The organism is Burkholderia sp. A2 (genome assembly GCF_001729305.1).
GTDB classification, from domain to species: domain Bacteria; phylum Pseudomonadota; class Gammaproteobacteria; order Burkholderiales; family Burkholderiaceae; genus Burkholderia; species Burkholderia sola.
Genome location: NZ_LZXX01000046.1, coordinates 1 through 17,615 on the forward strand (window position 1 = coordinate 1; position 17,615 = coordinate 17,615).

Consider the following 17,615-nt stretch of genomic DNA (forward strand, 5'->3'; position numbering starts at 1 on the left):
CCCCCGGGACCGCGCATGTTCCAGGCTCCGGGAGATTCCTTCGTCGACGGTCCGCCGCCAGGCCTATGTCTTCCGACGCAACCTGCTTCGCCCCTAACCGGCAAGCGCTTTCCGCTTCAGCGCATCACTCGCCGCCACCGTCGGATTGAACGACGTATCCCACAACGGCGCGACATGCGCCGGCCCGTCCAGCACACCGATGCGCGCAAACACGTCCGCGACCTGCTGGTGCTGCGCGACCACGTCGGGCGTCACCGGCAGCAGCGCGTAGTCTTCGCTGCGCTGGTCGAACATCGCGACGAGATCGGCAACCGGCACACGCGTCTCATGATTCTGCGCGATAGCGTAGTCGCGAAAATGCCCGTTCGCCCACGCATACGCACGCCGGAACCGCAGCAGCAAATCACCGGTCGCCGCGCGGCGACGCGCATCGTCGAGCGTGCGCGGATTCGCATACACCGGGAAATTGCCCGACAGATAACCCTTTCCCGTCTTGAGCACGCGGGCGCCGTAGCGGTTGCGCGCGAGCTGGCCGTTGTAGCCGTAAATCGCCCATGCGTCGATGTCGCCGCGATCGTACGCGGACAACCCGTCGGTCGGCGACAGGTTGATCGGCTGGATGTCGTCGAAGCTGAGGCCGGCTTCCGCCAGTTGTCGATACAGGAAATAGTGCGACGTCGTCGCGCGCACGTAGCCGACGCGCTTGCCATTCAGATCCGCGATGCTGCGGATCGGCGTGTCCTTGCGCGCGAGCGTGACCTGGTTGTTCAGGTCTTCGCGCACGCGCGAGATGAATCTCACATTGGCTTTCTGGCGCGCGGCGAACACGGCGGGAATTTCGCTTCCCGAACCGATATCGAGTGCATCCGCATTGAGCGCCTCGATGTGCAGCACGCCGTTGTTCAACTCGCGCCAGTCGATCCGGTATGGCGTGTTGTCGAGCCCGGCCGCATGCAGCAGCGCGCGCCAGCCGCCCTTGTAGGTCGCGACGCGCAACGTCGTGCCGGCAAGATCGGCATCGGCGTCGGGCACGGCAAACGCAGCCAATGGATGCGCCGCGACTGCGGCGCCGGCTAGCAGCAGGCGGCGACGTACCGCCGACATTGACGACATCGGATGCTCCTGTCGATCGGATGGAACCGGATGGAAAGCGAAACCGCCGCGTCAATGCAGCGCCGGAAAGCCGTGGCGTTCGGCCAGCAATTCGAGAATGCGGCGCGCGTCGGCGACGAAGCGCACGTCGCCGAGCGTCTGCGCGTCGTCCGGCGCGGGCTGGTCGCGGCCCAGCACGAGCACCGGCAGACCCTGGTGCGCGTCGTCGAGCGCGTCGATCACAGCGGGCCGCGGCCGCTCGAAACCGACGCGCTTCACGTCGATACGCTTGGCGAGATCGGGCGCGCTCGCGAGCAGCCCTTCGATCGGCAGTCCATGCGGGCAGACGAAACGCTGGCCCGGATGCTTCGGATCGGCAAAGCCCGGTGCCAGCAGAAACAGTACATCTCGACTCATGTCAAACGGCTCCTTTCTCGTTGATTGCCACGGTCGGGAAGCGCGCGCACCCGTGCGCCCTGCTGTTCCCGACGCATGCCGGCCAGCGGCCGGATGTCAGACTCTACCGTCGCGCTTTGCCCGGCCCTACCAACGTTTTGCGGAATCGATATGCGAACGCGCATAGCGCATCGGCCCGTCGTCGCCTAGCGGGCCGTTGCGTAAACGCATCGTCATGCGAACGACGCGTACTACGCACATCGAACGATTTCATCGATCGATATGACCGCCTCAACGGGTTTCCGGCGAACGACGTTCGCTGTCCGCACGATGCGTTCGCCGCAGCAGGCGTGCCGGACGCAATCGCAGCACACCTGCCGGGCCGGCGGCAATGCACATTACAAATCGGCCGCTCAGCGATTTACAAACCACGGATCGGCCGTTCATCGGCGCGTCCGTCGTCAATAGCATCGTGATCCTCGCAAACGTACTGATAAAAACAGAGGTTGGTCATGATCAAAAAAACGGTGGTACTGGGTTTGGTTTCGATCGGTTCGGTCGGCGCGCATGCGCAGAGTTCGGTAACGTTGTACGGGGTGGTCGACGCCGGCATCGCGTATACGAACAACCAGGGCGGCGCGAGCAACATCCAGCAGACGAGCGGCAAGCTGAGCGGCAGCCGCTGGGGCCTCAAAGGCGCGGAGGATCTCGGCGGCGGCCTGCAGGCGGTCTTCACGCTGGAAAGCGGGTTCCGGCCGAGCGACGGCGGGCTCGGCCAGGGCGGCCGACTGTTCGGCCGGTCCGCGTACGTGGGCCTCGGCAAGAAAGGGCTCGGCACGTTGACGTTCGGCCGTCAGTACGAGCCGATCACCGATCTCGTCGCGCCGTACTCGGGGGCGGGGTTCTGGTCTCCGGCCACGCACGTGGGCGACAACGACAACCTGAACCAGAGCTTCCGGCTGAACAACGCGGTGAAGTTCCGCAGCGACACGATCGCCGGCTTCACGGCCGACCTGCTCTACGCATTCAGCAACCAGGCCAATGGCGGCGCGGGCACCGGATTCTCGAACAACAACGCGTGGGGCGCATCGGCGAACTACGTGAACGGCCCGCTGTCGATCGGCGGCGGCTATGTGCGGTTCAATCATCCGAATGCGGCGTCGAATACGGGCGGCGCGGTGGGCGGCGCGACCTCGACCACCGGCAACGACTACAGCGGCGCGTTCTTCTACGGGCTGAACGGCGGTGTACTGAAGCAGCAGATCGGCGCGGCAGGCGCGAACTACGTGCTCGGCCGCGCGACGCTCGGCTTCGCGTGGAGCCACACGCAGCTCGATTATCTCGACGGTTCGTCGCGCAAGTTCAACAACTACGACGTGAATGCGCGCTACCAGCTCACGCCGGCGGCGACGCTGATCGGGGTCTATACGTTCACCGACGGGCGCGCGAGCGGCCTGCCGGGCACGAGCGGCCAGACGCTGAAGCCGCGCTGGCATCAGTTCACGCTCGGGTTCGACTATGCGTTGTCGAAGCGCACCGATATCTACGTGTCGGGCATCTACCAGCTCGCGGCCGGCGATGCGAGCACCTCGACGCCGGGCGGCTATCGCAAGATCGCAGCGATCTCGAACATCGGCAGCGCGTCGTCGACGAACCGCCAGCTCGCGTTCGTCAGCGGGCTGCGCGTGAAGTTCTGACGGCACGCACACCGGGCGTCGCGCAACGGGCGCGATAAGCAAAGCGGGAATCGTTGTTTGCCGCGCCGCGCCCGGTTGCCGAGAATGATCGTTTCCCCCGCGCGCGACATGCGTTCGACCATGACCGATTCCCGTTTTCCTGCCCGATCGCCGCGCAGCGGCCGGCGCGCGGCGCTGCGCCAGCTCGCCGGCGGCTGGGCGGCCGCGATGCTGCCCGCCAGCGGCGCGCTCGCGAGCCAGCCGCTCGACGTACCGCCGTGGACGCGCACGCCCGGCGCACCGCTGCTGTCGCCACCGTACGGCCTGCCGGCGGAGCACGAACGCGACGTGATCCGTCGCAGCGCCCGTACCCCTGCGCTACCCGGTTCCGGCTCGTCGATGACGCCGCTCGCCGACCTGTTCGGCGACATCACGCCGAACGGGCTGGTCTACGAGCGTCATCATGCGGGCGTGCCCGACATCGATGCGCAGCGCCATCGCGTCGTCGTGCACGGCCTCGTGCGCGAGCCGCGCGTCTTCACGCTCGACGACCTGCTGCGCTTTCCGTCCGAATCGCGGATCCACTTCCTCGAGTGCTCGGGCAACACCGGCAGCGAATGGAACGGCCCGAGCGGGCTGCCGGTTCAGTTCACGCATGGGTTGCTGTCGTGCTGCGAATGGACGGGCGTCCGGCTGTCGACGCTGCTCGACGAAACCGGCATCGATCCCGATGCACGCTGGCTGCTCGCCGAAGGCGCCGATGGCGCGGCAATGACGCGCAGCCTGCCGCTCGACCGGCTCCTCGAGCGCGCGCTGGTCGTCTATGCACAGAACGGCGAGCGGCTGCGCCCGGAGAACGGTTACCCGGTGCGGCTGATCGTGCCGGGTTTCGAAGGCAACACGAACATCAAGTGGCTGCGGCGGCTGAAGCTGGTGCGTGCGCCGGAGATGACGCGCGAGGAAACGTCGAAATACACGAATCTGCTGCCCGACGGCTGCGCACGCCAGTTCGTGTTCGAGATGGATGCGAAGTCGGTGATCACACGGCCGTCGGCCGGCCACCGGCTCGCCGCGCACGGCTATTACCCGATCAGCGGCTACGCGTGGTCGGGCCGCGGCCGGATTCGCGCCGTCGACGTGTCGACCGACGGCGGCCGCACGTGGCGGCCCGCCCGGCTCGCCGGCGACGTACGCGACCGCGCGCTGACGCGTTTCGAGGCCGACTGGGTATGGCGCGGCGAGCCGGCCGACCTGCAAAGCCGCGCGACCGACGAGACAGGCTACGTGCAGCCGACCCGTGACGCGCTCGTCGCCGCACGCGGCCTGAACTCGCAGTACCACTACAACGGCATCCAGAACTGGCGCGTCGGCGCCGACGGCGAGGTGCGCAATGCGTAAGCCGCTTGCTTGCCTGCTGGCGGCCTGCGCGATGACGACGAGCGCGTTCGGCGCCGGTTTCGACCTGGGACGGCCAATCGATCGCGCGGCGCTCGCCGCGTGGGACATCGACATCGCGCCGGACGGCAGCGGCCTGCCGCCCGGCGCGGGCACGGTCGCACGCGGCGCTCACGTGTTCGCCGAAAAATGCGCGATGTGTCACGGCGCCGGCGGCGAAGGCGGCGTCGGCGATCCGCTCGTCGGCGGCATCGGCTCGCTCGCGAGCACGAAGCCCAGAAAGACCGTCGGCAGCTACTGGCCGTACGCGACGACGCTATTCGACTACATTCGCCGGGCGATGCCGTACAACGCGCCGCAATCGCTGAGCGCGGACGACGTCTATGCGGTCACCGCGTACGTCCTCCACCTGAACGGCATCGTGCCCGGCGACGCCCGGCTCGACGCGCGCACGCTGCCGCGCGTACAGATGCCGAACCGCGACGGCTTCGTGCCCGACCCGAGGCCGGGCAGGCTATGACGCACGCCGCGCCGCTTGCCGCCGCATCGGGCCGCACACCCATGCGCATCGCGTCGCCCCTTTCAGCAAGGACCCCGTAATGAGCGATCCCTCCGTCACCGCCCCGCTTGCGCCGTCGCCGTTCGTCGACGTTCGTTCGCCGGCGGATTTCCCCGACAGCCCCGTATCGCGCACGCTCGCGCAGCCGTTGATGCTCGGGCTGTTCCTGCCGATCCAGGCCGGCGGATGGAGCGCATCGACGCTGCCGCGCTCGACCGACTGGACGTTCGACTACAACGCCGATCTCGTGGCCCGAGCCGAAGCGCTCGGCTTCGATCTCGTGTTCGCGCTGTCGCAGTGGTTGCCGAAAGGCGGCTACGGCGGCGTGTTCGACGGCCACGCACTCGACTCGTTCATGACGCTGGCCGCGCTCACCGCGCGCACCGAGCGGATCATCCTCGTCGCGACGAGCCACGTGCTCTACGGGCCGTGGCATCCGCTGCATTTCGCGAAGTTCACCGCGACGCTCGACCACATCTCGCGCGGGCGCTGGGGCATCAACGTGGTGACCGGCCACCGCGCGATCGAGCACGAGATGTTCGGCTGGAACCGGATCGAACACGACCGGCGCTACGAGATGGCCGCCGAATTCCTCGATGCGGTCCAGCAGTTGTGGGCGCAACCGGATAATTTCAGCTACACGCCCGAACTGTCGAGCTGGCGGCTGGGCGGCGCATTCGTGACGCCGAAGCCGCGCTACGGCCGCCCGCTGCTCATCAACGCGACGGGTTCCGATGCGGGCATCGCATTCGCCGCGCGCTATTCGGACATCGTGTTCGTCACCAGTCCGGCCGGCCCCGACGCCGAACGCGCGATCGATGCGCTGCCCGCGCATACCGCACGCGTGAAGGCGGCCGCCGCCGCGCACGGCCGCACGATCCGTACGCTGCTCAATCCGCTCGTGATCTGCCGCGAGACGGCGACCGAAGCGCGCGCGTACCGCGACGCCATCGTCGCGCATGCGGACGAAGGCAGCTTCCATCGCTTCGACAGCGACGCGCACGCGTGGCGCGGCGGTTTCGAGCAGCGCGCGCAAGCCGCCGCGCGCGCGATCGGCGGCAACATCTCGATCACAGGCTCGCCCGAAGAAGTCGCCGATACCCTCGTGCGGCTGCATCGCGCGGGCATCGACGGCATCCAGTTGAGCTTCTACGACTTCAAGCCCGATCTCGACTTCTTCGGCGAGCGCGTGCTGCCGCTGCTGCGCGAAGCCGGCTTGCGGCGTTGACGTTCGCGGGGCTGCAACCCGGCGCGGCGGCGCAGCAGCCGCGCCCGGCGGCCGTCGTCAGAACACGCGCCCTTCGGCCAGGTGCGTCGTCACGCCGTTCAATGCGTAGTCGCCGATCACGCGCGCCTTGTGCAGCAACGGGTTGTGGCTGAAGATCGTGCGCAGGTTGCGCCAGTGGCGATCGAAGTTGTGCTCGCGCGCCGTCGCCGATGCCCCGCCCACTTCGAACAGCCGCTCGGCCGCATGCAGCGCAAGCTTGCTGACGATCAGCTGCGTGCGCGCGGTCGCGAGCGCGCTGTCGAGCACGAGCGCATCCGCGTCGGCGGCGCCTGCTTCGATCGCGTCGGCGGAGCGGTCGAGCGCGCGTGCGTTTTCTCGTACGAGCGCGTCGATCGCATGGCTATGCGCGGACAGCTCGCCGACGATCTGCTGGATGAAATGATCGTCGCGCGCGGTCGGTGCCGGGCTGTGCAGCGCGGGCCGGCCGTGCGCGAGCACGTAGCGGCGCGCATCGGCCACCACGTTGCGCACGATGCCCGCGCCCGTCGCGACGAGATGAAGCTGCCGCAGCGCGCCGCAATGACGGCCGACGAGCGTCGATCCGTCGCGCGGGACCACTTCGTCCGCGAACACCTGCACGTCGTTCAGCAACAGGCTGCCGCTCGCCGTCATGCGCTGGCCCATCCCGTCCCAGTCGTCGAGCACCTGCAGGCCGTCGCGCGCGACGGGAACGATCACCGCGAGCGCATCGCCCTGCTCGTTCTCCACGTTGATGCGCGCGAAATCGGCGAACGCGGTGCCCGTCGAATAGTATTTGCGGCCCGTCACGCGGTAGTGGTCGCCGTCGCGACGCAGCACGGTCGTGTTCTCGCCCGGGCGCGACGTGCCGCGCTCGGTCGACGCGCCGCCGAAGATCGCACCACTGAGCACGCGCGCGAGCTGCACGTCGTTGAACGCCGTGCGCGGCGACAGCCGCAGCGTCTCGGTCTGGTCGTAGTGGATGCGCAGCGCGTGCGCGAGATTCGAATCGGCGGCCGCCAGCGTCGCGATCGACTCGAACAGGTCGACCAGCGTGCCGCCGAGGCCGCCGCGCTCGACCGGAATCCGCAGCGCGCCCAGTGCCGAGCGCCGGAAGATCGCGAAGCCTTCGAACGGCAGTGCGCGACGCACCTCGCGTTGCGCGGCATCCTGCCCGATGGCAGTCGCGAGATCGGGCAGCGTGGCAAGCGCGTCGCGCAATGCGTCGCGCGGATCGACGGCATCACGGGCAGTCATTCGGCAGGTCCTTGTTCGGGAAGATCGGGGCGTGTCGCGGTAGCGCACGACACGGTGTCCGCAAGTATAGGGACACCCCCGCCACGCGTAAAAAGCCGATTTCAGCTTACGTTATGCCCGCGCCGGGATTGATCGCGCACGGACGCCGTCAGTGCTGAATGCCCCAGCGCCGCACGGTCGCGCGCTCGAGTGTATCGAACACGAGGTTCTCGACCAGCAGCCCGATCACGATGACGGCCGCGAGACCGGCGAACACGCGGTCCGTATACAGCTCGTTGCGGTTCTGGAAGATGTACCAGCCGAGGCCGCCCTGCCCCGCGCTCGCGCCGAACACGAGCTCGGCCGCGATCAGCGTGCGCCACGCGAATGCCCAGCCCACGCGCAGTCCCGACAGGATCGACGGCAGCGCGGCCGGCACGAGAATCAGCGCGATCTGGCGCAGGCCCGTGAGCCCGTAGTTGCGCCCGGCCATCTTCAGCGTGGCGGGCACGCCGACGAAGCCGGTATAGATATTGAGCGCGAGCGGCCACAGCACCGCATGCACGAGCACGAACAGCAGGCTCCCGGTGCCGAGTCCGAACCACAGCAGCGCGATCGGCAGCAACGCGATGGACGGCAGCGGATTGAACATCGACGTGAGCATCGTCAACAGGTCGCGGCCGATGCGCGTGGATACCGCGAGCGACGTCAGCGCGAACGCCAGCAGCACGCCCAGCGCATAGCCGCGCAGCAGCACCGACATCGAGATGCCCGTCTTCACGAGCAGTTCGCCCGACTCGATGCCCTGCACGAACGCGGCCAGCGTCGCGCCGAAGGTCGGGACGAGCAGATCGTTCGCGACGATGCGCGCGACGATCTCCCATGCGGCGATCAGCAGGAGCGCGATGACGCTGCGGCGAAACCATGCGGCACCGGCGATGCGGCGCAGCAGCGGCGCGGGCGCCGCGCGCTCGGCGTAAGGCAGCGTGTCGGGCGTGCGCGTGTATTCGGCCCGCACGGGCGGCAGCGGCGGCACGGCTGGATCGATCGTACTCATGATGCGGCGTCCTCCGTCGTCGGTACGTGCGGTGCGTCGGTGTCGAACAGCAGGCGATGGATCCGTGCGACGTTGTCGCGGAAGTCGCCCGTATCGACGTTGTCGAGCGAATGCTCGTGACTGTTGAGCTCCGCGCGCACGCGGCCCGGGTGCGGCGACAGCAGCAGAATCCGGTTGCCGACCACGAGCGCCTCCTCGATCGAGTGCGTGACGAACAGCAGCGTGAAGCGGAATTCGTCCCACAGCCGCAGCAGTTCCTCCTGCATCTTGCGGCGCGTGAGCGCATCCAGCGCGGCGAACGGCTCGTCCATCAGCAGCACGCGCGGCTGCATCGCCAGCGCCCGTGCAATCGCGACGCGCTGTTTCATGCCGCCCGACAGCGTATGCGGATAGGCGTCGGCGAACGTGCCAAGGCCGACCTTGTCGAGATAGTGCAGCGCGCGCTCGCGTGCTTCGGCGCGCGACAGCTTCGCGGCGACGCGCAACGGAAACGCGACGTTCTCGACGACCGTTTTCCACGGCGGCAACTGATCGAATTCCTGGAACACGACGATGCGGTCGGGCCCCGGCCCGCGCACCGGCCGGCCGTCGAGCGCGATCGAACCCGAGACGGGCTCGATGAAGCCGGCGATCGCCTTCAGCAGCGTCGACTTCCCGCACCCGGACGGGCCGAGCAGCACGAAGCGGTCGCTGCCGTACACGTCGAAGCTCACCTGATGCGTCGCACGAACGATCCGCGCGCCGCTGCGGTATTCGAGGCTGACCTGGTCGATCGCCAGCAGGCGTTCGCTGTGCGTGCCGGCCTGCGCGGCGGTCGCGGCCGGGCGATCGTCGGCACGCGTATCGGCCACGGCCGGCGCGGCTGGCGACGCGCCGCCACGTGCCGCATACGGCGGCAACCAGGTTCGGGGAGAAGTGGCGTTCACGATCGAATCTCTTGCGGGAAAAACATCAACATACGGCCGGGCGCCGCGCGGACCAACCATCGATTGCGCATATCGAAACCGCGCCGACGCATAAGCGTCGATCGCGGCGTCGGAACATCGGCGCCGCTCAGCTGCCGCCCGCCGTCGCCGGATCGTCGAAGAAGTAGTCGCGCCACGACTTCGGTTCGTTGCGGATCGCGCCGGTGCGATGCATGAACTGCGCGAGCGGCAGCGTGTTCTGCGGCGCGGTCTTGAACTGCACCTGCGGATTGCGCAGGATCTTCAGCAGCAGCGCGCGATCGATCTTCGATCCGTTCACGCGAATATAGGTATCGGCCGCGCGCTCCGGATCGGCCGCGATCTGTCGTGCGGCGTCGGCCAGCGCGGCGACGAACGCGCGATAGGTCTTCGGGTTGTCGTCGCGGAATTTCTCGGTCGCGTACAGCACCGTCGCCGAGCTCGGGCCGCCGAGCACGTCATACGAATTCAGCACGATGTGCGCGTTCGGGTTGCCGGCGAGCTCCTGCTCCTGGAACGGCGGATTGCCGAAATGGCCGGTGATCACGTTGCTGTTCGCGAGAATCGCGGCCGTCGCGTCCGGATGCGGAATCGCCTGCGTGAGCGCGTCGAGCTTGTCGAACTGCTTGTCGCCCCACTGCTTCGCGGCCGCGTACTGCAGCACGCGCGACTGCACCGACACGCCGACCGCCGGCACCGCGATACGGTCCTTCGCGCTCAGATCGGCGATCGTCTTCACGTTCGGGTTGCTGCTCACGAGGTAGTACGGAAAATTGCCGAGCGACGCGACGCCCTTCACGTTCTGTCGGCCGCGCGTGCGGTCCCACACGGTCAACAGAGGGCCGACGCCCGCGCCCGCGATGTCGACCGCGCCGGACAGCAGCGCGTCGTTCACGGCCGCGCCGCCTGACAGTCGCACCCAGTCGACCTTGATGTCGAGGCCGGCCTTGCGCCCCTCCTTCTCGATCAGGTGCTGGTCGCGCGCGACGTTCAGCATCAGGTAGACGACGCCGAACTGCTCGGCGATGCGAATGTGACCTTCCGCGTGCGCGGCGTGCGGGATGACCGCGCCCGCGAAGGCGAGCGCGGCGGTGAGCGTGGCCGCCAGCGCGCGACGCGCCGGCAAGAACGAAAACGACATCGGAACTCCGGTCGGGATGGGTCGGAAATGAATGACGCGGCGCGCGGCTCAGAAAGGCGCGTCGCCTTCGATCGTCGTGCGGTACAGCTTGCGGCGCAGGTGGTCGGGCGTGCCGGCGGCGAGATGCATCAGCGAGCGGTTGTCCCAGAACACCAGATCGTGATCGCGCCACGCGTGCCGATACAGGTGCTCGGCGCGCACGCTGTGCGCGAACAGTTCGTCGAGCAGCGCACGGCTTTCGTCGTCGGGCAGCCCGACGATGCGCGTCGTGAAATGCTCGCTGACGAACAGCGCCTTGCGGCCGGTTTCCGGATGCGTGCGCACGACCGGATGCACGACCGCCGCGACCTGCGCGATCTGTTCGGGCGACAGGTTCGGCCGCCACGGGCTGCGCGCCTGCAGTTCCGCGTAGCGCGCGAGATACGTATGCTCGGCGCGCCGCCCTTCGACCGCGCGGCGCAGATGGGCCGGCAGCGTGTCCCACGCGAGATGCATGTTCGCGAACAGCGTGTCGCCGCCTTCCGCCGGCAGTTCCTGCGCGTGCAGCAGCGAGCCGAGGCTCGGTTTTTCCTTGTACGACAGGTCGGAATGCCAGAAATGGCCGGCGTCGCCGAGCCCGACCGGCTTGCCGTTCTCGACGATGTTCGACACGATCAGCACTTCCGGATGGCCGGCCAGTGCGAACTGGTGCAGCACGTGGATCTGCAGCGGTCCGAAGCGGCGGCTGAACGCGATGTGCTCGTCCGGCGTGATGCGCTGGTCGCGAAACACCAGCACGTGGTGATCGAGGTGTGCACGATGGATGCGCGCGAAATCGTCGGCGTCGAGCGGTTGCGACAGGTCCAGGCCGATCACTTCGGCGCCGAGCGGCGCGTCGAACGGCACGATGTCGAAATGCTGCGCCGCGCCGCCCGGCCGCAAGGCGGGATGTCCGGCGGAAAGCGTTGCGGCGTCGCTGAGGGTGGTAGTCGTCACGGCACGGCCCTGATTCGGTCAAAACGCGAATCTACGAGGCCGTGCCGGCGTGCGTCAACGAAGCGATTCGGATACGTTTATCTGCTGCGGTGATAAAGATCGCTGCTCGCGCATACGGCGCCGAGCAGCGGCGGAGTCGTGCAGCCGGTGCCGATGACCGGAGGTGCCGTCCGCATCCAGCCGCCTCGGCCTGGGCCCCGAGCCGGCTAAGGCTGCCCCGCCCCGCCCGACGCCCCATAGATCTGCCCGGTCACGTAGCTCGCGCGCGACGAAAGCAGCTCGACATAGATCGACGCGATCTCGGCCGGTTGTCCCGGCCGCCCCATCGGCACCTGCTCGCCGAATTTCTCGACGTTGTGCGTCGTCTGTCCGCCGCTGACCTGCAACGGTGTCCAGAACGGCCCCGGCGCGACGCCATTGACGCGAATGCCGCGCTGGATCATCTGTTTCGCGAGCCCCTTCGTGAAATTCGCGATCGCCGCTTTCGTCATCGCGTAGTCCAGCAGGTTCGCGGACGGGTCGTACGCATTCACCGACGTCGTATTAACGATCGCCGAGCCGGGCGGCATGTGCGGAATGGCCGCCCGCGTGATCCAGAACATCGCATAAAGATTGGTGCGCAGCGTCCAGTCGAACTGCTCGGTGCTGATGTCGAGGATCGAGTCGTGGCTCTGTTGGCGGGCCGCGTTGTTCACGAGGATGTCGAGCCCGCCGAGCGCGGCGACCGCCCGCTCGACGAGCCCGTTGCACGCGCCTTCGCTGCGGATGTCGACCGGCAGCGGCACCGCCTTGCGGCCTGCGCTGCGGATCAGGTCGACGACTTCGCGCGCATCGGGCTCCTCGTCGGGCAGATAGACGATCGCGACGTCCGCGCCCTCTCGTGCACAGGCGATCGCCACCGCACGGCCGATGCCCGAATCGCCGCCGGTGATCAGCGCCTTGCGACCATCGAGCCGGCCGCTGCCGCGATAGCTGCGCTCGCCGTGATCGGGGCGCGGCGTCATGCGGCCCGCAAGCCCGGGCCACGGCTGGTGCTGCTGCGGAAACGGCGCGTGCGGATAGAGCGTGCGCGGATCGCGCGGCGCCGTATCGCCGGCATCGGGCGCGCCGCCGCCCGTCTGCGCGATCGTCGGCAGGGCGACGCTGGCGACCAGTCCGGCCGTCGTGCCCTGTACCCATTTGCGACGGGATTCGGAAACTTCGTCTGATGACATGTTGGACTCCGGTGCGTGGTTGTCGGAACGCAGCAGGCCGCGACGATTCGGCCGACGCGCGCGCTACAGCGGCCGCGGCCGCTCGCCCGAATCGTCGGGCGCATCGTGCTCGCCGGGCCACGGCTGGCCGGCCGGATCGCGTACCTCGGTCTGGCGCGGGTCGTCCGGCACGACCTTGCGCGCCTGATCGTCCGGGATCGTGTCGAGTTCGCCGCCGCCGGGCGCATGGCCGGGGCGCGCGGTCGATTCGCCGCCGGGTGTCGAGCGGCGCCGGCCCTGCGCGTCGGCTGCGTCGCTTGCCGCGTCGGGCGACGCGGTGTCCTGCCGTTGACTGTCACGGGTCATGAGCTTCTCCCTGTGCGGATGCTGAATGCGTTGCGCCGCACCGCGCCGCGATGGGTGGTGCGGCGGCCCGCAACGCTTCCAGCAAGCGACATGCCGTCGTCGGACTGCCCCGTCGCACCGCGAGCGGATGAATCCGCTAAAGAAATTACAAGCGGCGCGTCATCCGGCACAGCCTCCGCAACACGCGCGGCAGCGCCGATGCGACACGCAACGCGGCACGCGCGATGCTCGGAAGCGACATGCCGGCTGCGTGCCGGCGCCCTTTCGACGCAGCCGAGGACGATCATGAGCGCGATGCACGCGACAAACGCAACAAACCCGACACCGAACGACGACGACATGACCGACACGCCGGATATTCCGCCGCCGGAGCCCGACGACGGGCGCCACGACGACCTGCCCGACTTGCCGGACCCGACCGAAGTGGGCGAGGACGGTTAGCCATCGCGTCGCGGCAGTGTGCGTAGGTGCTCCGTCGCGCGCTTGGCGGCGTGCGATGCGAAGTGCGCCGGCCGCGCGCCCTGCCTACTTGTTGCCCGGCTCGCGCGTGCGCTCGCCGTACGTGCCGTTGCCGCAGTGCGGGCATTTCGGAATCGGGTGTCCCGCCTGCACGTGCGTCGACCGGTGGCATTTCTCGCATCGAAAGTCACCGGTTTTTTCCGCTTTCTCTCCTGCGTGCGCCGTCATCTTCGTTCTCCTTCCGGCTTGCGATTACCCGCGCTTCACCGCGTGCGTCGCCTTTCGTGCGCGACCTCGCTGCTCGGCACCGCGTCGACGTCCTGCAGCGGCTCGCCCGGAATGCGGCGCTTCGCGGACTGATCGACCGGCAAATCCGCCGCCTGTTCGCCGCGCCCGTCCGCGCTGCCGCCCTCGGCATCGAGCTGCTGTTCGGCCCGCCGCCAGTATTCGTCGGCCCTGCCGTCGGGCGCGCCGTCCGCCTGCCACAGGCGGTACGCTCGCTCCCGGATCTGCGTTTCTCTCTCTTCGTTCATGTCGTTCTCCGTGTCTGCGATGGCGATCACCGGTCCGGGCGCGACGGCGCCGATACCGCACCGAGCGTCGACGACATCCCTCCGTCGGCGTCGGTCGCCAGATCGCCCAGCGCGACGATGCCGACCAGCCGCTTCTGCCGGTCGACCACCGGCACGCGGCGAATCTGCGCGTCCTCCATCTTCTTTTGCACCACTGAAATGTCGTCGTCCTCGTAACACCAGTTCGCGGGCCCGCTGACGACGCCTTCGACCGCTTCGTCCGGCGGCACGCCCATCGACACCGCGCGCACCACGATGTCCCGGTCCGTCAGCATGCCGATCAGCCGCGTGCCGTCGCATACGGGCAGCGCGCCGACATTCAGGTCGCTCATCAGCCTGGCCGCCTCGCGCAGGCTCTGCGTCGGACCGATGGTCGCCGCGTCGCGTGTCATCACTTCCGATACACATGTCATGTTTCGCTCCTTGGTAAGCCGCCTGTCGCGGCCTGCTGCACGAGCATCGCGCGTTCCGGCGGCCGCCGCGCGTCAGTTTTCCGTCGAACAGCGGACCGACGTCAGGCCGGCCGATTCGACGATCCGTATCAGTTGCTTCAGCATCACGTCGGCGCCGGCCGCTTCGCGCCACTGCACGAACAGTTCCTCGTCGCGCACCCCGCGTGCGGCCGTTTCGCAAAAGCTTTTTGTCCGGCACGTGAATCCCGCGTCGCGCAGCTTCGCGGCCAGTTGTTCGCGGGCAGCCGAGCCCAGCGGATACTCGACCGTGACCAGCGCGGTCCTGACGCGCCGCAAGCGCTGCTCGACCAGCCGCAGCGGCCAGACGACGAGCAGCGCGAGCACGAGCCCGACCGCACCGAGCGACAACTGGCCGCCGCCGATGCACAGCCCGATGACCGTCACGAACCACAGCGTCGCGGCCGTGGTGACGCCGGACACCAGGCCGTCGCGATGAAGAATCGCGCCGCCGCCGATGAAGCCCATCCCGGTCAGGATGCCGAGCGGCAGCCGCATCAGGTCGAGTACCGAGAACGCGCCCTCCGGTTTGCCCGCCTGCAGCAGCAGCGCATTGACCTGCAGCATCGACAGGCACGCGGCGAGGCAGACGAGGATCGTCGTGCGCAGTCCGGCCGTCTTGCCGGATTCGCTGCGATCGACGCCGATCAGCCCGCCCGCGACGAGCGCCAGCGCGATCCTGACCAGCACGTCGTGCCACTGCAGTACGACCGGCATCGCTTCCATGCGCCCTCCCGTGCAAATCGTCGTGCGTCGGGACGCGAACGCCGCCGACGAGGCTGGGGCGGTCGCAAGGATCGGGCCTGCTTTCGGAGGATGGCGGCGCGTGTAGTGCGTCGGATGGAATTGTAGAAAGGGCGTGCCGCGAGCAGCGTACGTCAGTGGCGAAGGTGCCGGAGCGGTGTGCGGAATGATCGCATGCTGCCGCTCGGCGCGCCGGAGGCGGCGGACGGACTGCCGGCACGGACATTCAGCGGCGCCCTCCGCGGCGTGCCCGTCGAACGCGCGTGCACAGGCGCCGACACCCTCTTACTCCGTATCCGATCAGATACGAAACTCGCCTCCGTGATCCTTTCTCGGCATTTCGTTCCCGACCGGGAACGAAACGATGTCGCCGCTATCGGAATCCACCCTTCGTTCCCGTACGAATACGAACCGCTGCCCGATCCGGCGAGTTATGCAATACTGTTCCCGATCAGATACGAAGCACGGAGAACGTCATGTCGGAGTCCCAATCCGTCGACACGATCGGCGCGCTCGCCCACTTCATTCGCGCGGCGCGAATCCAGCAGGGGTTCACGCGGGACGAACTCGCGAACGCGACCGGGCTGTCGCCGAAATTCATCAGCCAGGTCGAAGCCGGCAAGCCGACCGCGCAAATCGGCAAGGTCATGCTGCTGCTGAGCGAGCTCGGCGTGCGGCTGTACGCCGAGTCGTCGATCGAGATCTCCGAAGCCACCGCGCGGAAGGCCGCGCAGCGCCGCAGGAGCAGCCATGGCGGCTAGAATGCTGATCGCATCCGCGAACGGCGTGCGCATGGGCACGCTGACCGACGACAAGGGGATCTGGTCGTTCGCGTACGACCCGCAATGGCTTGCGTCGTCGGCCGCGTATCCGCTGTCGCCCGCGTTTCCGCTGCGCGCAGGCGTGTTCACCGACACGTCGACCGATCGCCCGGTCCAGTGGTTCTTCGACAACCTGCTGCCCGAGGAAGGCATGCGCACGTCGCTCGCGCGCGAGGCGAAGGTCGATGCGGCCGACGCGTGGGGCCTGCTCGCGTACTTCGGCCGCGAGTCGGCCGGCGCGCTGACGCTGCTGGCCGACGGCGAGCAGGAAACGCCCGGCGGCCTGCAGCCACTGCCGCTCGACGAGCTCGAGCGCCGGATCCAGGCGATGCCCGAGCGCGCGCTGACGGCCACCGCGCCCAAGCGCATGTCGGCGGCCGGCGCGCAGCAGAAGCTGCTGCTGGTGCTGCGCGGCGACGCGCCCGACTACGCGCTGTTCGAGCCCGTCGGCAGCGAACCGTCGATGCACCTGCTCAAACCCGACATGCGCGCGGCCGGCTATCCGCATTCGGCGATCAACGAGTTCTTCTGCATGCAGCTCGCAAAGAAGATGGGGCTCGACGTGCCCGACGTGCATTTCCTGCGCGCGCCGTCCGCCTGCTACGTAATCGACCGGTTCGACCGCGACGTCGCGTCCGAACCGGCCGGGCGCGTGCATACGATCGACGCGATGCAGTTGCTCAACTACGACCGCGGTTTCAAGTACCAGCGGGCCAATGCACAGGAGCTCGCCCGCGCGATCGACCGCACCAGCACACGTGCGCTGACACGCCTGTCGGTGTTCCGCTGGACCGTGTTCAACGTGGTGGTCGGCAATGCCGACGCGCACCTGAAGAACCTGTCGTTCTTCGTCGACGCGCGCGGCTACCGGCTCGCGCCGTTCTACGACATCGTCAGCACCGTCGTGTATCACACGCCGACGCACCGGCCCGACCATCGCGGCGATCACTGGCCGCACTGCGAGCTGACGATGCCGCTCGGGCATGCGACACGGTTCGCCGATATCGACGCGAATGCACTGGTCGAATTCGGCCAGGCGCTCGGGCTCAGGGAGAAAGCAGCCGCCAGCGAACTGCAGCGCTTTCTCGAACCGCTCGATCGTCAAGTCGATCAGACGCTCGATGAAGTGCGAAACATCGCGCATCCGGACGCCGGGGAAATGCGATTGCTGAATTCGATCGTCGCGATGCCGATCGCGGAAATGGGGCGCGCGCTGCGGCCGGCGCGCGCATAGGTTGCCGCGCGTGGGTGTCGTGCCGCCGCCGATACCCGC

20 protein-coding genes are annotated in these 17,615 nt (G+C 68.2%); 7 read left to right on the forward strand and 13 right to left on the reverse strand.

All coding sequences use genetic code 11. From position 1 onward, the window contains the following. Nucleotides 1-93: 93 nt before the first annotated feature. Nucleotides 94-1,113 carry an ABC transporter substrate-binding protein gene (locus tag A9Z05_RS03580; protein WP_069616897.1) on the reverse strand — a complete coding sequence of 340 codons (1,020 nt, stop codon included), beginning with the start codon at nucleotides 1,111-1,113 and terminating at the stop codon, nucleotides 94-96. A 51-nt stretch (nucleotides 1,114-1,164) separates the two neighbouring features. Next, nucleotides 1,165-1,509 carry a DUF3088 domain-containing protein gene (locus A9Z05_RS03585; RefSeq protein ID WP_069616898.1) on the reverse strand — a complete coding sequence of 115 codons (345 nt, stop codon included), beginning with the start codon at nucleotides 1,507-1,509 and terminating at the stop codon, nucleotides 1,165-1,167. A 491-nt stretch (nucleotides 1,510-2,000) separates the two neighbouring features. On the opposite strand from A9Z05_RS03585, the gene A9Z05_RS03590 reads away from it, so the two are divergent. The 4 genes from A9Z05_RS03590 (at nucleotide 2,001) to A9Z05_RS03605 (ending at nucleotide 6,346) form a co-directional block, all read left to right on the forward strand. Next, on the forward strand, nucleotides 2,001-3,185 hold the full coding sequence (locus tag A9Z05_RS03590) for a porin (protein ID WP_069616899.1): 1,185 nt from the start codon (nucleotides 2,001-2,003) through the stop codon (nucleotides 3,183-3,185). Between the two features lie 120 nt (nucleotides 3,186-3,305). Further along, on the forward strand, nucleotides 3,306-4,562 hold the full coding sequence (gene soxC, locus A9Z05_RS03595; RefSeq protein ID WP_069617008.1) for a sulfite dehydrogenase: 1,257 nt from the start codon (nucleotides 3,306-3,308) through the stop codon (nucleotides 4,560-4,562). Further along, on the forward strand, nucleotides 4,555-5,079 hold the full coding sequence (locus A9Z05_RS03600) for a c-type cytochrome (RefSeq protein ID WP_069616900.1): 525 nt from the start codon (nucleotides 4,555-4,557) through the stop codon (nucleotides 5,077-5,079). The genes soxC and A9Z05_RS03600 overlap by 8 nt, the downstream gene beginning before the upstream one ends. A gap of 79 nt (nucleotides 5,080-5,158) precedes the next feature. Beyond that, nucleotides 5,159-6,346, forward strand: coding sequence for an LLM class flavin-dependent oxidoreductase (locus A9Z05_RS03605; protein WP_069616901.1), 1,188 nt, complete (start codon nucleotides 5,159-5,161; stop codon nucleotides 6,344-6,346). 57 nt (nucleotides 6,347-6,403) lie between these two features. Here A9Z05_RS03605 and A9Z05_RS03610 read toward each other — a convergent pair whose 3' ends face one another. The 7 genes from A9Z05_RS03610 to A9Z05_RS03640 all read right to left on the reverse strand — a co-directional run bounded on the left by A9Z05_RS03610 (nucleotide 6,404) and on the right by A9Z05_RS03640 (nucleotide 13,276). Further along, nucleotides 6,404-7,621: an acyl-CoA dehydrogenase family protein gene (locus A9Z05_RS03610; protein ID WP_069616902.1), complete on the reverse strand. Its 1,218-nt coding sequence runs from the start codon at nucleotides 7,619-7,621 to the stop codon at nucleotides 6,404-6,406. 148 nt (nucleotides 7,622-7,769) lie between these two features. Next, nucleotides 7,770-8,657 (reverse strand): ABC transporter permease, encoded by an 888-nt coding sequence (locus A9Z05_RS03615; RefSeq protein ID WP_069616903.1) that lies wholly within the window; start codon nucleotides 8,655-8,657, stop codon nucleotides 7,770-7,772. After that, nucleotides 8,654-9,643, reverse strand: a complete 990-nt coding sequence (locus tag A9Z05_RS03620; protein WP_069616904.1) for an ABC transporter ATP-binding protein — start codon at nucleotides 9,641-9,643, stop codon at nucleotides 8,654-8,656. The genes A9Z05_RS03615 and A9Z05_RS03620 overlap by 4 nt, the downstream gene beginning before the upstream one ends. 67 nt (nucleotides 9,644-9,710) lie before the next feature. Next, nucleotides 9,711-10,742 carry an ABC transporter substrate-binding protein gene (locus A9Z05_RS03625; RefSeq protein WP_069616905.1) on the reverse strand — a complete coding sequence of 344 codons (1,032 nt, stop codon included), beginning with the start codon at nucleotides 10,740-10,742 and terminating at the stop codon, nucleotides 9,711-9,713. A gap of 48 nt (nucleotides 10,743-10,790) precedes the next feature. Further along, nucleotides 10,791-11,717, reverse strand: coding sequence for a TauD/TfdA family dioxygenase (locus A9Z05_RS03630; protein ID WP_069616906.1), 927 nt, complete (start codon nucleotides 11,715-11,717; stop codon nucleotides 10,791-10,793). 206 nt (nucleotides 11,718-11,923) lie between these two features. Then, nucleotides 11,924-12,931, reverse strand: coding sequence for an SDR family oxidoreductase (locus A9Z05_RS03635; RefSeq protein WP_069616907.1), 1,008 nt, complete (start codon nucleotides 12,929-12,931; stop codon nucleotides 11,924-11,926). Nucleotides 12,932-12,994: 63 nt separating this feature from the next. Continuing rightward, complete coding sequence (locus A9Z05_RS03640; protein WP_069616908.1) at nucleotides 12,995-13,276, reverse strand: hypothetical protein; 282 nt, start codon at nucleotides 13,274-13,276, stop codon at nucleotides 12,995-12,997. Nucleotides 13,277-13,561: 285 nt separating this feature from the next. Here A9Z05_RS03640 and A9Z05_RS36770 point away from each other — a divergent pair, with 285 nt between their 5' ends. Then, the gene (locus A9Z05_RS36770) at nucleotides 13,562-13,717 is read left to right on the forward strand and encodes a hypothetical protein (RefSeq protein ID WP_176730141.1); all 156 of its coding nucleotides are present in this window, start codon (nucleotides 13,562-13,564) and stop codon (nucleotides 13,715-13,717) included. A gap of 84 nt (nucleotides 13,718-13,801) precedes the next feature. On the opposite strand, the gene A9Z05_RS03645 is transcribed toward A9Z05_RS36770, so the two are convergent. The 4 genes from A9Z05_RS03645 to A9Z05_RS03660 all read right to left on the reverse strand — a co-directional run bounded on the left by A9Z05_RS03645 (nucleotide 13,802) and on the right by A9Z05_RS03660 (nucleotide 15,503). Continuing rightward, the gene (locus A9Z05_RS03645) at nucleotides 13,802-13,963 is read right to left on the reverse strand and encodes an alpha helical protein (RefSeq protein ID WP_069616909.1); all 162 of its coding nucleotides are present in this window, start codon (nucleotides 13,961-13,963) and stop codon (nucleotides 13,802-13,804) included. Between the two features lie 35 nt (nucleotides 13,964-13,998). Then, complete coding sequence (locus A9Z05_RS03650) at nucleotides 13,999-14,268, reverse strand: DUF2934 domain-containing protein (protein WP_069616910.1); 270 nt, start codon at nucleotides 14,266-14,268, stop codon at nucleotides 13,999-14,001. Between the two features lie 26 nt (nucleotides 14,269-14,294). After that, nucleotides 14,295-14,720, reverse strand: a complete 426-nt coding sequence (locus A9Z05_RS03655; RefSeq protein WP_069616911.1) for a CBS domain-containing protein — start codon at nucleotides 14,718-14,720, stop codon at nucleotides 14,295-14,297. A 72-nt stretch (nucleotides 14,721-14,792) separates the two neighbouring features. Further along, nucleotides 14,793-15,503, reverse strand: coding sequence for an MgtC/SapB family protein (locus A9Z05_RS03660; RefSeq protein ID WP_069616912.1), 711 nt, complete (start codon nucleotides 15,501-15,503; stop codon nucleotides 14,793-14,795). 494 nt (nucleotides 15,504-15,997) lie between these two features. On the opposite strand from A9Z05_RS03660, the gene A9Z05_RS03665 reads away from it, so the two are divergent. Then, nucleotides 15,998-16,282: a helix-turn-helix transcriptional regulator gene (locus A9Z05_RS03665; protein WP_069616913.1), complete on the forward strand. Its 285-nt coding sequence runs from the start codon at nucleotides 15,998-16,000 to the stop codon at nucleotides 16,280-16,282. Next, nucleotides 16,272-17,576 (forward strand): HipA domain-containing protein, encoded by a 1,305-nt coding sequence (locus A9Z05_RS03670; protein WP_069616914.1) that lies wholly within the window; start codon nucleotides 16,272-16,274, stop codon nucleotides 17,574-17,576. Before A9Z05_RS03665 ends, A9Z05_RS03670 begins: the two co-directional genes overlap by 11 nt. Nucleotides 17,577-17,615 lie beyond the last annotated feature (39 nt).

Bases quoted from the DNA above. Each gene is read 5' to 3' on its own strand.
- A9Z05_RS03580 (WP_069616897.1), bottom strand. From the start codon at position 1,113: ATGTCGTCAATGTCGGCGGTACGTCGCCGCCTGCTGCTAGCCGGCGCC.
- A9Z05_RS03585 (WP_069616898.1), bottom strand. From the start codon at position 1,509: ATGAGTCGAGATGTACTGTTTCTGCTGGCACCGGGCTTTGCCGATCCG.
- A9Z05_RS03590 (WP_069616899.1), top strand. From the start codon at position 2,001: ATGATCAAAAAAACGGTGGTACTGGGTTTGGTTTCGATCGGTTCGGTC.
- soxC (WP_069617008.1), top strand. From the start codon at position 3,306: ATGACCGATTCCCGTTTTCCTGCCCGATCGCCGCGCAGCGGCCGGCGC.
- A9Z05_RS03600 (WP_069616900.1), top strand. From the start codon at position 4,555: ATGCGTAAGCCGCTTGCTTGCCTGCTGGCGGCCTGCGCGATGACGACG.
- A9Z05_RS03605 (WP_069616901.1), top strand. From the start codon at position 5,159: ATGAGCGATCCCTCCGTCACCGCCCCGCTTGCGCCGTCGCCGTTCGTC.
- A9Z05_RS03610 (WP_069616902.1), bottom strand. From the start codon at position 7,621: ATGACTGCCCGTGATGCCGTCGATCCGCGCGACGCATTGCGCGACGCG.
- A9Z05_RS03615 (WP_069616903.1), bottom strand. From the start codon at position 8,657: ATGAGTACGATCGATCCAGCCGTGCCGCCGCTGCCGCCCGTGCGGGCC.
- A9Z05_RS03620 (WP_069616904.1), bottom strand. From the start codon at position 9,643: ATGGTTGGTCCGCGCGGCGCCCGGCCGTATGTTGATGTTTTTCCCGCA.
- A9Z05_RS03625 (WP_069616905.1), bottom strand. From the start codon at position 10,742: ATGTCGTTTTCGTTCTTGCCGGCGCGTCGCGCGCTGGCGGCCACGCTC.
- A9Z05_RS03635 (WP_069616907.1), bottom strand. From the start codon at position 12,931: ATGTCATCAGACGAAGTTTCCGAATCCCGTCGCAAATGGGTACAGGGC.
- A9Z05_RS03640 (WP_069616908.1), bottom strand. From the start codon at position 13,276: ATGACCCGTGACAGTCAACGGCAGGACACCGCGTCGCCCGACGCGGCA.
- A9Z05_RS36770 (WP_176730141.1), top strand. From the start codon at position 13,562: ATGAGCGCGATGCACGCGACAAACGCAACAAACCCGACACCGAACGAC.
- A9Z05_RS03645 (WP_069616909.1), bottom strand. From the start codon at position 13,963: ATGACGGCGCACGCAGGAGAGAAAGCGGAAAAAACCGGTGACTTTCGA.
- A9Z05_RS03650 (WP_069616910.1), bottom strand. From the start codon at position 14,268: ATGAACGAAGAGAGAGAAACGCAGATCCGGGAGCGAGCGTACCGCCTG.
- A9Z05_RS03655 (WP_069616911.1), bottom strand. From the start codon at position 14,720: ATGACATGTGTATCGGAAGTGATGACACGCGACGCGGCGACCATCGGT.
- A9Z05_RS03660 (WP_069616912.1), bottom strand. From the start codon at position 15,503: ATGGAAGCGATGCCGGTCGTACTGCAGTGGCACGACGTGCTGGTCAGG.
- A9Z05_RS03665 (WP_069616913.1), top strand. From the start codon at position 15,998: ATGTCGGAGTCCCAATCCGTCGACACGATCGGCGCGCTCGCCCACTTC.
- A9Z05_RS03670 (WP_069616914.1), top strand. From the start codon at position 16,272: ATGGCGGCTAGAATGCTGATCGCATCCGCGAACGGCGTGCGCATGGGC.